The sequence below is a fragment of the Pseudomonas sp. RA_105y_Pfl2_P56 genome (assembly GCF_963970845.1).
GTDB classification, from domain to species: Bacteria; Pseudomonadota; Gammaproteobacteria; order Pseudomonadales; family Pseudomonadaceae; genus Aquipseudomonas; species Aquipseudomonas baetica_A.
Map to the genome: position 1 here is coordinate 13,239 of NZ_CAXAPL010000057.1, position 14,499 is coordinate 27,737.

A 14,499-nucleotide genomic window follows, 5' to 3' on the forward strand; every position below is an offset into this window, starting at 1 on the left:
CGCCGCCCCGACGACCGTGACGTCGCCTTCGTCCACGCCCCGATCAATGGGTCAATGACGGTGGATCACGCCAGAAACGCTGCTGTTGGCGCATTGTCCAGGGTGGCCTGAAGCGGCCCAATTGCAGATGAATGGCGCCCTGTTCAGCACTGTCATAAATGCGCAGCCCCTGTTTGCGATAGCGTGCCAGCACCGTCGGGTGGGGGTGGCCAAACGAATTCCCGTGGCCTCGGGAAATCAGCACGGCGCCGGGCTTCAACACTTTCAGCAAGGCCATCGATGAAGAACTGCGACTGCCGTGGTGCGGCGCTTGCAACCATTGCGTCGGGACTGCCAGCGGGCTGTCGAGCAGGACACGTTCGGCATGGGTGTCGATATCGCCGGTCAGCAGCAGGCGCTCGCCGCTGGCCTCGATCTGTAATACGCAGGAGCGCTGGTTGCTGTCGCGGGCATCCGCCCATTGCCACAGGTGAAAACCGACGCCATCCCACTGCCATCGGCGGCCACTTTCACAAGCTTCGGCGTTCAGTTCGGCTGGCAGCCCCGGCGGATCGCCGCTGATGACTCGATCCACCTTCAAGTTGCGCACCACTGCCAGAGCACCACCGGCATGATCGGCATCGGCGTGGCTGAGCAGCATCAAGTCGAGCTTCTCGACCCTCCATTTGCGCAAGGCGGGCAGCACAACGCGTTCGCCGAGGTCCAAATCACCGAAACGCGGCCCGGCGTCGTAGAGCAAGGTGTGATGCCGGGTGCGGACCAGAATCGCCAGCCCCTGGCCGACGTCGAGCTGCCAGATGTCGGCCAAGCCTTCGTCCAATCGCTCGCGTGGCGGCACGACCAGAACCAGCAGTAACGGCCAGCCCAGAGGACGCATCGGTACACCGCGCGGCAGCAGTAACAGCAAGGCGCCTAGACTGCCCATGGCTAACGCCCACGCGGGAATCGACGGTGCAATCCACGCAGGCCATTGCCCGGCAATCAACGCCAAGGCTCGAAACAACCCGTCGATCAAACCGCCGGCCGCCCATAACAGGCCTTCGCCGACATACGGCACGGGTAACAATAAAGTGCCGAGCAATGCCGGCGGCAACACCACCAGACTGATCCAAGGCACCGCCAGCAAATTCGCCAACGGCCCACTCAGGCTGATCGGTAAGCTCAGCACCATCAGCACTGGACACAAACCGATTGCAATCAGCCACTGCGCCCGCGTCCAGGTTTGCCACCAACGCCAGCCTCCGAGACGACCGCCAAAGGTAAGGATCAGCACCGCCACCGCCGCGAACGACAACCAGAAACCGGGGCGCAAACCGGCCAGCGGATCAAGCAACAGCACGGCGTTGAACGCCAGCAACAGCGGCCACCACGCGCCGAGATGGCGAAAGCGCAAACGCCACAACAGCACCAGCCCGACCATCACGCAGGCCCGGCGCACCGGCACGTCGAATCCGGCGAGCAACCCGTAACCAAGCGCCGCGGCGAACGCCAGCGCACAGGCCCATGGCAGCCACGGCCAACGCAGCGGCCACAGCCCATAACGGGCCAACCCGGCAACCACCAGGTACATCACCGCCGCCAGCATTGCGATGTGCTGGCCGGAAATCACCAGTAAATGGACGGTGCCGGTGTCCTGCAGAATCTGCCAATCGTCGCGGCTGAGCCCAGAGCCATCGCCCAGCACCAGCGCGGCCAATGCACCGGCCCGACCCTGAGCGTCCACCGCGAGCAAGCGCTGACGAATGCTGTCGCGCCACGCCCACCGCGCCTCGGCCAAACGCCGGCCATCCTTGATCGTACCGGTCGCACCGATGCGTTGCGCCAGCAGCCAGGCTTCGTAATCGAAGGCATCCGGATTGAGCAAACCGGCCGGGCGTTTGAGCTTGACCGCCAGGCGCCAGCGCTCGCCACTGTTGACTGGTGGCCCGGCGTACCAGGCCAGACGCATCAGTGACGGCAGTTTCTCGTGACGCGAGCGCGCATCAGCCAATTCGAAACGCACCACACCGTCGCCATTGTGCGGCAGACCAACCACCCGCCCCTCAAGCCAGCGGGTTTCGCCGTCCAGACGGGTTGAAAGTCGCTCATCCAGCGCCCATTGCGCGCCGACGCAGGCCCAAGTGAAACCAAACAATAAAAATGCCAATGGATAGCTGCGAAACGGCAGCAACATCAAACCCACCACCGCCAGCAACACGGTCAACCCGACCGGCGGCAAAGCCGGCAAAACTATCGGGGCCAGCAGACCGACTGCCAACGCCATCATCCCTGTGCGCATAAGCCCGTCCTTGAGAGTCGCGCACTTAGGCATAGCGGGTCTTGGGCACGACCGTCGTCAACAATTGTCACAAAGTCTGAATGGGCGGTTCGTAGAATCCAGACATACTTGCCGCCTTAATCGACCGAGAAGCCTTATGCCCCGGCGCTTATTCAAACGCTACATGCCCGACCCAACGAGGATCAGGGAACACAAATCCTTACGATTTCTCGGCAAGTTGCTGCATGACCCGAACCTCTGGCACCTCAATCGCCACTCGGTCGCTCGAGCAATGGCAGTGGGTCTGTTTACCGCATTCCTACCGATCCCGTTGCAGATGCTGGTGGCCGCAGCGCTGGCAATCAAGGTGCGCGGCAACCTGCCAATTGCTGTGAGCCTGGTCTGGCTAACCAATCCGATCACCATGCCAGCGGTGTTTTTTTGCACTTATAAGGTGGGTGCGTGGCTGATGGACGTGCCGATACGGCATTTGCCCGATCAACTGACCTGGGAATGGATAAGCGGTGAGCTGTCGACGTTGTGGCAACCGTTTTTGCTCGGTTCGGTGCTGTCCGGATTGGTGCTGGGCGCCCTCGCCTACTTCGTGGTCATGATGTATTGGCGCTGGTGGGTCGCACGGCAATGGGCGCGGCGCAAGAAAAACCGAACGCCTTGAATGCAAAACGGCCTGCGCAATGGAGGCCGTTTTTTGTGGTGCCCGGACTAGCCAAGCATGCGACTGGGCATAGCGTCAGGTCCGCATCCCGCGCCCGCTCACCAGTAAACGCGCGCAACCGAAATACAACACCACCGTCGCCACCAGCATGAAGGTGATCGCAATACCGATGCGGATATCCGAAACACCGAGGATGCCGTAGCGGAAGGCGTTGACCATGTGCAGTACCGGATTGGCCAGCGACACCGTCTGCCAGAACGGCGGCAGCAAAGTGATCGAGTAGAACACGCCGCCCAGATACGTCAGCGGTGTCAGCACGAAGGTCGGGATGATCGAAATATCATCGAAATTGCGCGCAAACACGGCGTTGATAAAGCCCAGTAACGAGAAAATCGTCGCCGTCAGCACCACCACCAGAAGGGTCACGCCCAGGTGATGCACCTGCAAGTGGGTAAAGAACAGCGACAGGAGGGTGACGATCACACCCACCATCAACCCGCGCAGCACGCCACCACAGGTATAGCCGATCAGGATTGTGTGCGGCGAGACCGGCGAGACCATCAACTCTTCGATGGAACGCTGGAACTTGCTACCGAAGAAGCTCGACACCACGTTGCCGTAGGAGTTGGTGATCACCGACATCATGATCAGCCCCGGCACGATGTACTCCATATAAGTGAAGCCACCCATGTCGCCGATCTGCCGACCGATCAGGTTACCGAAGATCACGAAGTACAGAACCATGGTGATCGCCGGCGGCAGCAGGGTTTGCGGCCAGATCCGGGTGAAGCGTTTGACCTCGCGGTAAACAATGGTTTGGAGCGCGACGAGGTTGGGACGGAATTCGGAACTCATACCGCCACCTTCGACAGATTTTTCTCCACCAGGGACACGAACAGCTCCTCAAGGCGATTGGTTTTGTTGCGCAGGCTCAACACTTCGATGTTCTGCAGAGCCAGTTGGCCGAACAACGCGGTGATGCCCATGGATTTGTCGACCTGCACCTCCAGCGTGTGTGCATCCACCAAACGGGACGGATAGCCGACCAGTTGCGGCGCGACGCTCAAATTGCCCTTGAGGTCGAGCAGGAAGGTTTCCACATGCAGTTGGCCGAGCAACTGACGCATGCTGGTGTTCTCGACAATCGTGCCGTGGTCGATGATGCCGATGTTGCGGCACAACTGCTCAGCCTCTTCCAGATAATGCGTGGTGAGGATGATGGTGATGCCTTTCTGGTTAAGTTCGGTGAGGAACGTCCACATCGAACGACGCAGTTCAATGTCGACGCCGGCCGTCGGTTCGTCGAGGATCAACAGGCGCGGCTCATGCACCAGCGCCCGAGCAATCATCAAGCGGCGCTTCATGCCGCCCGACAGCGAACGCGAAGGCACATCGCGCTTGTCCCACAGGCCGAGCTGGGTCAGGTACTGCTCGGCACGTTCCTTGGCGATTTTCGCCGCAATGCCGTAGTAACCGGCCTGGGTCACGACGATGTCGAACGTCTTTTCGAACTGGTTGAAGTTGAATTCCTGGGGCACCACGCCGATCGAGCGCTTAAGCGCGGCCGGGCTCTTGTCCAGGTCATTGCCAAAGATATTCACCGTGCCGCTGGTCTTGTTCACCAGGGTGGAAAGAATGCCGATGGTCGTGGATTTGCCGGCGCCGTTGGGGCCGAGCAAGGCGAAAAAATCACCTTCGGCGACGTCCAGATCGATACCACTCAAGGCCTGGAACCCGTTGCCGTAGGTTTTGGTTAGCTGCCGGATGGACAGAGCGGAACTCATATCTGATTTACGCACCATGGTGAAGGGAGGAAAGAGAGAAATAAGGGCAAGCGGCGAGGGATACAACCGCAGCGCAAGAGCGCAATGGTGCTTGCCCCCGCCGCACAAGTACAGTCAAGTGTGTCGATAGTAATTATCAAGTCAACGCGGTCATGACGGCTTTTTTGTAGGCCGGACGCTGTTTGAGCCGCTCGTACCAGGCTTGCAGATGCGGTTGCGGAGCCCGCTCGATGGGCATCTCGAACCAGGCATAAATGAAACTGCCGAGCGGAATATCGCCCATGCCGATTTCTGTTCCGCCGAGGTAAGGCTGGCAGGCCAAAGCAGCGTCGGCCATGCTCAAAAGCTCGTTACATTGCGTGATCGCCGCGTCGATAGCCGCCCAATCCTGCTGGTCGGCCGGTGTCCGCAAAACGCCCCAGAACACGGTGCGGAAGGGACCGGCAAAACTCGAAGTGGTCCAGTCCATCCACTTGTCAGCGATAGCCCGGGCTTGTGGGTCTGCCGGGTACCAGGCACTGTCAGGCGCATGTTTGGCCAGCAGATAGCGGACGATGGCGTTGGACTCCCACAGCACAAAACCGTCGTCTTCGATCACCGGCACCCGGCCATTCGGATTCATCGCCCGGTACTGCGGCGTGTCGACCACACCGAACGCGCCACCCGCATCGATCGCCTCGTAAGCCAGGCCGAGTTCTTCGGCGGCCCACAATGGCTTCCTGACATTCGATGAGTTTTTCCGTCCCCAGATCTTCAGCATGACCGCCTCTTTGCAAATGCGTGGGCAGGCAGCATACGCCGGATCAGAGGCGGCTGACATCACTCTGCATGTCGCCCAATAGTGGCGACTGTTGATCGCCGAACAGGTGCGGATAACATTTTTCCAGATGCTCAAAGAAGAAGGTTTGCGGCACATCGGCGAACTGGCCGTGATCGACCAGGTACTCCATCAACTGCGCACCGTCCCGGTTGTACGGGTGGAAAACACTGTCGTTGATACCGTCAAAATCCAGTGGCGCGACGTTGAACAGTTCGCAGAGTTTCTGGTTAAACGCAGGCGTCGCCTTGACCCTGCGATCACCAAGAAACAGCTCGGTGTAACCGTGCATGGCGAACACATCGCTCTTGAGCAGTTCAAGCAAACGCGGGGTCGACAGATGATTGCGCACATCCGCCAGACCGATGCGTGCCGCAATCGCGCAATGTCGCGCGCAAGCGGCCAGCAGCGTGGCTTTCGGCACGCAATAGCTCTCTCCCGTTGCCAAAGCGTAACTGCCGCGCAACGTCTGCGGATCCCGACTGAAGGTGTAAGGGTTGTAGCGCACCGCCTCGCGCACGGCGTAGTAGAGATTGATCGCCTGCTTGAGCGGGTCACCGCTGGCGCCACGGTGCTGTTCGGCGAACTCCACCACCGCCGGGTGGTCACTATCGATGAAGCGGCCGGGACTCAGATACTCGTGCATGACGGCAATCTCCTGGGTGAGCCCCGAGTCTAGCGACCGCTCAAGCACAGAGATAACGACGTTTCGGCCAAACATGCACGCAAAGTTGCGCAGTGAACGAACGATTTCCCACGCGTGTTGCCCACCGAACCTACGAAAACCGTCAGAGGTTTCCCACGATTTCAATCACCATGGTCTGACCACCCGGTTTTACAGATGCCGTCTAAGCTCTGAAGGGTCGATTTGCCTTGGTTCACGGAGGACTGAATATGCTGTTGTTGTGGATACTGGTTTTGGTCGTTGGCGTGGCGTATCTCGCCCACCGGCGAATTTCCCCGCTGCCCGCATTGGGCATCGTTGCCGTCTACCTGCTGGCGATGGGGATTTTCAGCCACGCACCGGGCTGGCTGTTGCTGGTGCTCTGGATCGTACTGGCGATGGTGGCCGCGCCATTGGTGCTGCCTGACCTGCGCCGCCAATATTTCAGTGCGCCGCTGTTCAACTGGTTCCAGAAAACCCTGCCGCCGATGTCGCAGACCGAACGCGACGCGATCGATGCCGGCACCGTCTGGTGGGATGGCGAGCTGTTCAGCGGTCGTCCGGACTGGGAAAAACTGCTGTCCTATCCCAAGGCGCAACTGAGCGAAGAAGAACAGGCCTTTATCGATGGTCCGACCGAAGAGCTCTGCGCGATGGTCACTGACTGGCAAATCGGCCAGTCGATGGATCTGCCGCCCGAAGCCTGGGCGCATATCAAGGAACACGGCTTTTTCGCCCTGATCATTCCCAAGGAATTCGGCGGCAAGGGCTTTTCCGCCTATGCCCACTCGCAAGTAGCGATGAAACTTGCGACCCGCAGCGGCGATCTCGCCTCCACCGTGATGGTGCCCAACTCCCTCGGCCCGGCAGAACTGCTGCTGCATTACGGCACCGACGAACAACGCAATCACTACCTGCCACGGCTGGCCCGTGGCGACGACATCCCGTGCTTCGCCCTCACCGGCCCGCTCGCCGGTTCCGACGCAGGCGCGATGCCGGACACCGGGATCATCTGCAAAGGCCAATGGGAGGGTCAGGAAGTCCTCGGCCTGCGCCTTAACTGGGAAAAGCGCTACATCACACTGGGTCCGGTCGCCACGTTGCTCGGCCTCGCGTTCAAAGCGTATGACCCGGATCACCTGCTGGGGAACAAGGAAGACCTGGGCATCAGCCTTGCGCTGATTCCAACCGATACCGCAGGCGTGGAGATTGGTCGCCGTCACCTGCCACTGGGCGCTGCGTTCATGAACGGCCCGAACTCGGGCAAAGACGTGTTCATCCCGCTGGACTTCCTGATCGGCGGCCAGGAGATGCTCGGCAAAGGCTGGATGATGCTGATGAACTGCCTGTCGGTCGGCCGTTCGATCTCGCTGCCGGCAGTCGGTACCGGTGCAGCCAAGTTCACCAGCCTGGTGACCGGGCAATACGCGCAGATTCGTGAACAGTTCAATGTGCCCCTGTCGGCCTTCGAAGGCATACAGGAAGCCATGGCGCGCATCGGCGGTAACGCGTGGATGATGGACGCTGCGCGAATGCTGACCGCCAACGCGGTCGATCTGGGCGAAAAACCGTCAGTCCTGTCGGCGATCCTCAAGTACCACCTGACCGAACGCGGCCGTGAATGCATCAGCCACGCCATGGACGTACACGGCGGCAAGGCGATCATCATGGGCCCGAACAACTACCTCGGACGTAGCTGGAACGGCGCGCCGATCTTCATCACCGTGGAAGGCGCGAACATTCTCTCGCGTAACCTGATGATCTTCGGTCAGGGTGCGATTCGTTGCCATCCGTTCGTGCTCAAGGAAATGGCCCTCGCCGGCCGCGAGGACAAGGATCAGGCACTGAAAGAATTCGACGGCCTGCTGCTCAAGCATATCGGTTTCGCCGTGAGCAATGCCGCCAGCACCCTGGTGTTGAACCTGGGTTTGGGCCACTTCGAACCTGCGCCGGGCGACAAGATCAGTCAGGGTTACTTCCGCGCGCTCAATCGTCAGGCGGCAGCCTTTGCCATGCTCGCCGACTTCAGCATGATGCTGCTGGGGGGCGAACTGAAACGCCGCGAGCGTCTCTCGGCACGTCTTGGCGATGTGCTGAGCAACCTGTATCTGGGGTCCGCTGCGCTCAAGCGTTTTCACGATCTGGATTCGCCAGGGTATATGGAACCGCTGTTGCGCTGGGCCATGGAAGAAAGCCTTTTCCAGTCGGAGCGTGCTCTCGATGAGCTGCTGAGCAATTTCCCGAACAAGATATTTGGCTGCATTTTGCGGGTCATCGTGTTTCCGTTCGGCCGGCGCCACAAAGGCCCATCGGACAAACTCGGTGCCGAAGTGGCGAGCATTATTGGTCGAACCAAAGGCGATCCGGCGCTGGAAGAGTTGCTTGCCGGCTGCTATCGCCCGCAATCGGCAGAGGATGCCGTCGGCGCACTGCAACACGCCAGCGACCTGCTGAGTGCTGTGCAACCGCTGCAGAAAAAACTGCACACTTCGTTGAAAAGCGGTCAGGTCAAACCGGTCGCCGGCGAAAACGCGATCGATGCAGCGCTTGAGGCTGGGGTTCTCCAGGCAGCGCAAGCGCAGAGCCTGCACGAAGCCGAAGCGGCACGGCGCAAGGTGATCGATGTCGATGATTTCGACAAAGAGCAGTTGGTGCTGGCCGACGGCAAAGTCCGCTAATCCTTCAACGTGTAGCCGTTTATTTGTGAAAAACGGGCGCAGGGGCTTTATACTCCCGCGCCCGTTTTGCTCTTGAGGACTTATCTCGTGTCCAACGTCGTCGCCGACCATCTTGTTTTGCTCGACCACCTGCGCAGTATTCTGGTCGCCGTAGGTGAGGCCGATCAGGTTCCCGAAGAAAGCCACGCCCTGTTCCTGGAGCGCTTCGACGAATTGCTGGCGTCACTGCCGATCGATCCGATCGAAAGCCAATACCTGGGCCAGGACATCCTGACTCAAGTGATTACTCGCTATCCGCAAATTGCCCACCTGATCCCACGGGATCTGCTGTGGTTTTTCGGTGGCGACTGCCTGCACTACCTGGCCGATGAAGAAATCGACCTGTATCAGGCCCTGGAAGAACGCCGCTACGAAGCCGAACAAAACGACGAACCGTTCGACTGGAATCAGGAAAAGCAACTGATGGCAATGTCCGCTCAGGACAGCAAGCACTGATTTTCTTTCGGTAATGAAAAGGCCCGCCTGGTTGTCCAGGCGGGCCTTTTTCTGAGTTGCCGTTAGAGCAGCCCTTCACTCTCAGGCAATTCATAGACCATCGCAGCATTACTCGCACCGCCCGATTTACCGGGCTTGCTCAAGGTCGGCTCCTTCTCCAGGCACTCCACCAGGTAGTCGATGAACACCCGCAGCTTCGGCGGCAAATAACGCGTCGGCGAATGCAGCAGCCAGAGTCCGCCATGGTAAGAAGCCAGGAAGCTCCACTCTGGCAATACCTGCACAATCAACTTCTGCTCCAGGGCATACCGTGCGGTGAAGTACGGCAGGCTGCCAATTCCAATATGCTGCAACACCGCTCCCAGCCTCACGCCAGTGTGATTGGCGGCATATCGGCCACGCACGCCGACCGTCACGGCGTTGCTGCCTTTTTTGAATTTCCAGCGCGCATCGCTTGGGGTTTCCCCAAGATATATACAGCTGTGATCGAGCAAGTCGTGAGGGTGCTTTGGCGTGCCGTTTTCAGCCAGGTATTGCGGAGTTGCGCAGAGCAAATGGTCTATCGTCAACAATTGACGCCCGACCAATCCGGCGGGTGGCCGATCGGTGATGCGAATCGCCAGATCGACATGATCGTCGATCAGATCGACCTGCCGGTCTTCCAGTAACAACTCCACATCGACCTTGGGATAACGGCGCAGAAATTCGGGCATATGCGGATGAATCACGAAACGCCCCACCGCTTTCGGTACGCTGACCCGCACCAGCCCTTCAGCCTCATGGGTGAACTGGCCGCTGATTTCCATCACGGACTTGGCAGCGCTGACCATTTCCTGACAGCGCTTGAACACCTCTTCGCCCCCATCACTCAGGCGCAGTTTGCGCGTGGTGCGCTGCAGCAACCGTGTGGCCAACGCTTTTTCCAGTCGGGAAATGCTGCGGCTTATCGCTGAAGGCGACGATCCGAGTTGGCGGGCGGCTTCAGAAAAGCTGCCGGTTTCCACGACCTTGACGAAAATCGCCATTTCACCGAGTAACGGCAGCGGTAGATTTATGCTCACAGCGCACAAGTCCTTTGATGTTTGAACGGATTATCACGTTATTGCACGATTCATATAATAAAAATAGAAACTTTAATAAGGGCATGGAATATGACGCTTCGCCTCTTTTTCCATAGTGATGACCTCAAGGCCAATGTAGAAGTCCTCGACTGCACGCCCCACGAGAACGAATTCGCGGTAGAACTGCGCGCTACCCTGTTTCATCCGCAAGGTGGCGGCCAACCCTGTGATACCGGCTGGATCGGCGCAAGCCAGGTGCTGCGCGTAGTGCAAGAAGCGGATCGAATCATCCATTTCGTTGATCGACCGGTCACGCTCGGCATGACCTGTATTCGCGTCGACGAAGATCGCCGCTGCTTCAATACACGCCTGCATTCGGCCGGGCATTTGATCGGGCATTTCGTCCAGGCCATGGGGTGGACGCCTGTCAAAGCGCACCACTGGCCGAATGAAGGCCGCGTGCAATTCAAGCCAGGTGATGCCGCACAGGAAGTTGACGCACACACCGTTCAACTCGGTATCGATCAGTGGATCGAGCACGATCTGCCACGCCTGACCTCGCTGCGCGAAGGCGCGCGGGAAATCGGTTTTGGTGAACTGCCAGCCTATGGCTGCGGTGGCACCCATGTACGAAGCCTGAAGGATCTGGGCACAGTCACGATCGCGTCCCTTTCACAGAAGAAAGGCACATTGTCCGTCCACTACAGCGTGGATTGAGCATTTCCGGACATTGCTCCGCGCAATGTCCGGCGCCGGGGAACCGCATTCGCCGGTTCCGTTGACTATCGATAGATGGACCTAAAAAAATGATGCTAGACGTCGAGCGTCTCGATGAGACGTGCATAAAAAAACTGGCCAACGAAGAAGTCCTCGCCATTCGCGTCAAAGGCTTTTTGCCCGAACCGCTGGCAATCCAGATTGGCGACAAGATTCTCGCCCCAGGCTTTGAGGGCTACATCAACGCACCGAGTATCGGCCGTATCGGTATGGCGTTTTACGAGGCGGAAAACCAGCCGCTGCTGATCGAGGATTACTTCGAACGCGCCACCAGCAACATCGCCGAACTGCGTAATCGCTGCGCCCCCTACTCTTCACCGGTCGACACACTGCGCTGCATGCTCGACGAGTCGTGGCCGGCCGGTGCGCATCTGGAAAATCTATACGGTCGCAAAATGTACGTCGGCCTGTCGCGAGTCGTAAAACCCGGCGTGTGCTTCCTCGCCCACCACGACATTTTCGCCAAGGACGCACCGGAGAGCTTTCAAGCGCGCAGCCTGGAAGCACAGTTTGCCTGCAACGTGTACCTGAACATGCCGACCGAAGGTGGCGCGTTGCAGATGTGGGACGACGACATAACGCCCGAACTGTTCGACGAAATGCGAGGCGACAGTTACGGCATCGACCCGGCCCTGCTTGGACCGCCCACACTTGAGGTTCGGCCCGAACCCGGCGATTTCATCATGTTCAATTCGCGCTGCATGCACTCGGTGACTCCGGGTGTAGCGGATCCGCGCTTGAGCCTGTCCTTCTTTGTCGGCTATCGCGGCAATGCTTCACCCCTGACCTTCTGGAGCTGAAATGTTATCGAATTACCTGGGCGAGTTTCTGGCGCTGGCCACCATCCATTTTCTGGCCGTGGTCGCTCCCGGCCCTGACTTTGCGGTCACTATTCGCCAGAGTGTGCGCTTTGGCCGCTTGGTCGGGATTTGCACGGCACTGGGCATTGGGGCGGGGATTTCCGTGCACGTTCTGTACACGCTGCTCGGTGTCGGCGCACTCATGCACACCACGCCGTGGCTGCTGACCGCGGCCAAGGTGGTGGGGGGCGCCTACATTCTGTATCTCGGTGTCAGCCTGATCCGCAGCAAACCGAAAACCACCCTCGATGGCGAAAAAACAGCGGAGCAAACGTTGGTTGAGCAATCTCTGTTCAAGGCGTTCAGTACCGGTTTTCTGACCAATGCCACCAACCCCAAGGCGACGCTGTTTTTCCTCGCAATCTTCACCACGATCATCAGCGCCAGCACGCCCCTGCAAATCCAGGCGTTCTATGGTCTGTGGATGTGTTTTGTAAACGCGTTGTGGTTCGTCATCGTCGCGCTGTTCTTCTCCAGCAACAAAGTGCGTTTGCTGTTCATGCGCATGGGGCATTGGTTCGAACGCACCATGGGCGTCGTGCTGATTTTGTTTGCCGGCCGACTGATGCTGTCCTGGTAATCCGAACTGAAACGCAAAAGGCCCGCCGAATCTCTTCGGCGGGCCTCTTTTTTTGACTGACTCGATGACTTCAATCCGTAAAGTAAAAACACACGCATACAAAAACGCCGCTCAATAGAGCGGCGTTTTTGTGAAATTGGAGCGGGAAACGAGACTCGAACTCGCGACCCCGACCTTGGCAAGGTCGTGCTCTACCAACTGAGCTATTCCCGCAAATGGCGTCCCCTAGGGGACTCGAACCCCTGTTACCGCCGTGAAAGGGCGGTGTCCTAGGCCACTAGACGAAGGGGACACGCTACCCGGAACACATGGTGTGTGTTTCGGTGTCCAGACCCGCATCCGAAGACTTGGCTCTGGTTTCACTCAGCCCCGCCCGAAAGCAGTGCTGTTTAAAATTGGAGCGGGAAACGAGACTCGAACTCGCGACCCCGACCTTGGCAAGGTCGTGCTCTACCAACTGAGCTATTCCCGCATTGGCGTCCCCTAGGGGACTCGAACCCCTGTTACCGCCGTGAAAGGGCGGTGTCCTAGGCCACTAGACGAAGGGGACACACTACAACATTCACTCCCTGCTTCGTTTCGCTGTGTGCTTTACGCTGCAAGTGGCGCGCATTCTATGGATGGATTGAGAGGTCGTCAACCCCCTGATATAAATTTATTTAAATCAATGACTTCGACCTGCTTTACGAAGCCAATCGGGCTTTTCCGTCGCCCGGCGTTTGACGCCTATATTCCGGCGGTCGACAAGACGTTATAGTCCACCGCACAGTGATGGCAATCTGCACATCAAGGGCCAGCATTCATATAAGCAACAAACGGCCGATACAGATTGCACCTGCCGATCCAATTCGTCGAGCGGCGCTAGGCGCATAAATGCCCCAGCCACTACACTCGCATGTGAACCCTATAAAGAGGTCTTACCGGTGACACCACTCATGATCACCCTGCTAGTCATAGCCGGGATAGCAATTCTGATCGCCATTGGCTATATGAACCATGTGGTGGAAAACAGCAAACTGGAGAAGGCCCGCACCAAAGTCGAACTCAACGACCGCCTGCGTCGCTGCGGCGAACTGACCGAGACCTTTCCAGGTCAATTCATGACGCCTGCACTCAAGCTGCTGCTGACCCGCCTGGAACTCAATGTCTGCCAGCGTCTGTTGAATCTTGAGAAAACCAGTGCGACGACTAAAGCACGCATCACTGAACTGAGCGCACTGGTGGCCCAAGGCGAGTCGATCCCGATCAACAACCCGCCGGCACCGATTCTGACCGAAGCCAAAGCCAAAGACGTGCGTTTCCTGCTCGAAGCCCTCCACGGACAGATCACCCGTGCCGCCCATGACGGCTTCCTGCCGCCGAACGAAGCCAAGCACTGGGTTCGCGAAGTCCGCCACATTCTGGTGCTGCTGCACATTGAGTTTTTCAACAACCTCGGCCAACAAGCTTTGCAACAAAACCAACCTGGCCAGGCCCGCCTCGCCTTCGAGCGCGGCGTGCAATACCTGCGCAAACAACAGGATCCGCAGATCTATTCCGAACAGTTGCAATACCTGGAAAAACTCCTCGCCCGCTCCAATGCCCAAGTCATGGACAAGATTGCGCCAGTTGAAGGAGAAGAGAACCAACTGACCGCTGGCCTCAAAGATGCCGAAACCGATGCGGACTGGAAGAAGAAAGTGATCTACGACTGATCGCTGACGTTGAAAGCTAAGCCACCGAGACAGACTGTGTGAAAACCTAGCAATCTGTGCGGCACTCAAAGAAAATGCTCCGTATCGAAAGATACGGAGCATTTTTCGTTATGGCCTACATCCAAGGAGAGTCCCGCAGCCAGACCAGCGTGTTCC

The 14,499-nt window shown here is 58.6% G+C and carries 13 protein-coding genes and 4 tRNA genes; 7 read left to right on the forward strand and 10 right to left on the reverse strand.

The genetic code is table 11. From position 1 onward, the window contains the following. Positions 1 to 43: 43 nt before the first annotated feature. Entirely contained in the window at positions 44 to 2,278 is a 2,235-nt protein-coding gene (locus tag AACY11_RS26150) for a DNA internalization-related competence protein ComEC/Rec2 (protein ID WP_339496046.1), read from the reverse strand. Positions 2,279 to 2,414: 136 nt separating this feature from the next. Here AACY11_RS26150 and AACY11_RS26155 point away from each other — a divergent pair, with 136 nt between their 5' ends. Then, positions 2,415 to 2,933, forward strand: a complete 519-nt coding sequence (locus AACY11_RS26155) for a DUF2062 domain-containing protein (RefSeq protein ID WP_339430801.1) — start codon at positions 2,415 to 2,417, stop codon at positions 2,931 to 2,933. Between the two features lie 75 nt (positions 2,934 to 3,008). Here AACY11_RS26155 and AACY11_RS26160 read toward each other — a convergent pair whose 3' ends face one another. The 4 genes from AACY11_RS26160 to AACY11_RS26175 all read right to left on the reverse strand — a co-directional run bounded on the left by AACY11_RS26160 (position 3,009) and on the right by AACY11_RS26175 (position 6,180). Beyond that, positions 3,009 to 3,788 carry an ABC transporter permease gene (locus AACY11_RS26160; RefSeq protein ID WP_339430802.1) on the reverse strand — a complete coding sequence of 260 codons (780 nt, stop codon included), beginning with the start codon at positions 3,786 to 3,788 and terminating at the stop codon, positions 3,009 to 3,011. Further along, positions 3,785 to 4,717 (reverse strand): ABC transporter ATP-binding protein, encoded by a 933-nt coding sequence (locus tag AACY11_RS26165; RefSeq protein WP_339430803.1) that lies wholly within the window; start codon positions 4,715 to 4,717, stop codon positions 3,785 to 3,787. Before AACY11_RS26165 ends, AACY11_RS26160 begins: the two co-directional genes overlap by 4 nt. Before the next feature lie 136 nt (positions 4,718 to 4,853). Continuing rightward, a complete protein-coding gene (locus AACY11_RS26170; RefSeq protein ID WP_339430804.1) occupies positions 4,854 to 5,477 on the reverse strand; it encodes a glutathione S-transferase family protein in 624 nt (207 codons plus the stop codon). Positions 5,478 to 5,520: 43 nt separating this feature from the next. Then, positions 5,521 to 6,180, reverse strand: coding sequence for a transglutaminase-like domain-containing protein (locus AACY11_RS26175; RefSeq protein WP_339496047.1), 660 nt, complete (start codon positions 6,178 to 6,180; stop codon positions 5,521 to 5,523). A 248-nt stretch (positions 6,181 to 6,428) separates the two neighbouring features. On the opposite strand from AACY11_RS26175, the gene AACY11_RS26180 reads away from it, so the two are divergent. Together AACY11_RS26180 and AACY11_RS26185 are read left to right on the forward strand one after the other, a co-directional pair. Further along, entirely contained in the window at positions 6,429 to 8,876 is a 2,448-nt protein-coding gene (locus tag AACY11_RS26180; protein WP_339464092.1) for an acyl-CoA dehydrogenase, read from the forward strand. Positions 8,877 to 8,963: 87 nt separating this feature from the next. Continuing rightward, positions 8,964 to 9,371: a PA2817 family protein gene (locus AACY11_RS26185; protein ID WP_339430807.1), complete on the forward strand. Its 408-nt coding sequence runs from the start codon at positions 8,964 to 8,966 to the stop codon at positions 9,369 to 9,371. Between the two features lie 62 nt (positions 9,372 to 9,433). Here the strand turns inward: AACY11_RS26185 and AACY11_RS26190 are convergent, their stop codons facing one another. Beyond that, positions 9,434 to 10,432 (reverse strand): LysR family transcriptional regulator, encoded by a 999-nt coding sequence (locus AACY11_RS26190; RefSeq protein WP_339430808.1) that lies wholly within the window; start codon positions 10,430 to 10,432, stop codon positions 9,434 to 9,436. A gap of 90 nt (positions 10,433 to 10,522) precedes the next feature. Between AACY11_RS26190 and AACY11_RS26195 the strand changes: the two genes are divergently transcribed. The 3 genes from AACY11_RS26195 (at position 10,523) to AACY11_RS26205 (ending at position 12,649) form a co-directional block, all read left to right on the forward strand. After that, entirely contained in the window at positions 10,523 to 11,149 is a 627-nt protein-coding gene (locus tag AACY11_RS26195; protein WP_339430809.1) for an alanyl-tRNA editing protein, read from the forward strand. 89 nt (positions 11,150 to 11,238) lie between these two features. Further along, positions 11,239 to 12,009, forward strand: coding sequence for a 2OG-Fe(II) oxygenase (locus AACY11_RS26200; RefSeq protein WP_339464090.1), 771 nt, complete (start codon positions 11,239 to 11,241; stop codon positions 12,007 to 12,009). Between the two features lies 1 nt (position 12,010). Next, entirely contained in the window at positions 12,011 to 12,649 is a 639-nt protein-coding gene (locus AACY11_RS26205) for a LysE family translocator (RefSeq protein ID WP_339430811.1), read from the forward strand. Between the two features lie 137 nt (positions 12,650 to 12,786). On the opposite strand, the gene AACY11_RS26210 is transcribed toward AACY11_RS26205, so the two are convergent. From AACY11_RS26210 to AACY11_RS26225, 4 genes are all read right to left on the reverse strand, one after another. Continuing rightward, positions 12,787 to 12,862: transfer RNA gene (locus AACY11_RS26210), tRNA-Gly, on the reverse strand. 3 nt (positions 12,863 to 12,865) lie between these two features. Continuing rightward, positions 12,866 to 12,941: transfer RNA gene (locus AACY11_RS26215), tRNA-Glu, on the reverse strand. A 104-nt stretch (positions 12,942 to 13,045) separates the two neighbouring features. After that, positions 13,046 to 13,121: transfer RNA gene (locus tag AACY11_RS26220), tRNA-Gly, on the reverse strand. Between the two features lie 2 nt (positions 13,122 to 13,123). After that, positions 13,124 to 13,199, reverse strand: a tRNA-Glu gene (locus tag AACY11_RS26225). 385 nt (positions 13,200 to 13,584) lie between these two features. Here AACY11_RS26225 and AACY11_RS26230 point away from each other — a divergent pair. After that, on the forward strand, positions 13,585 to 14,343 hold the full coding sequence (locus AACY11_RS26230; RefSeq protein WP_339496048.1) for a hypothetical protein: 759 nt from the start codon (positions 13,585 to 13,587) through the stop codon (positions 14,341 to 14,343). Positions 14,344 to 14,499 lie beyond the last annotated feature (156 nt).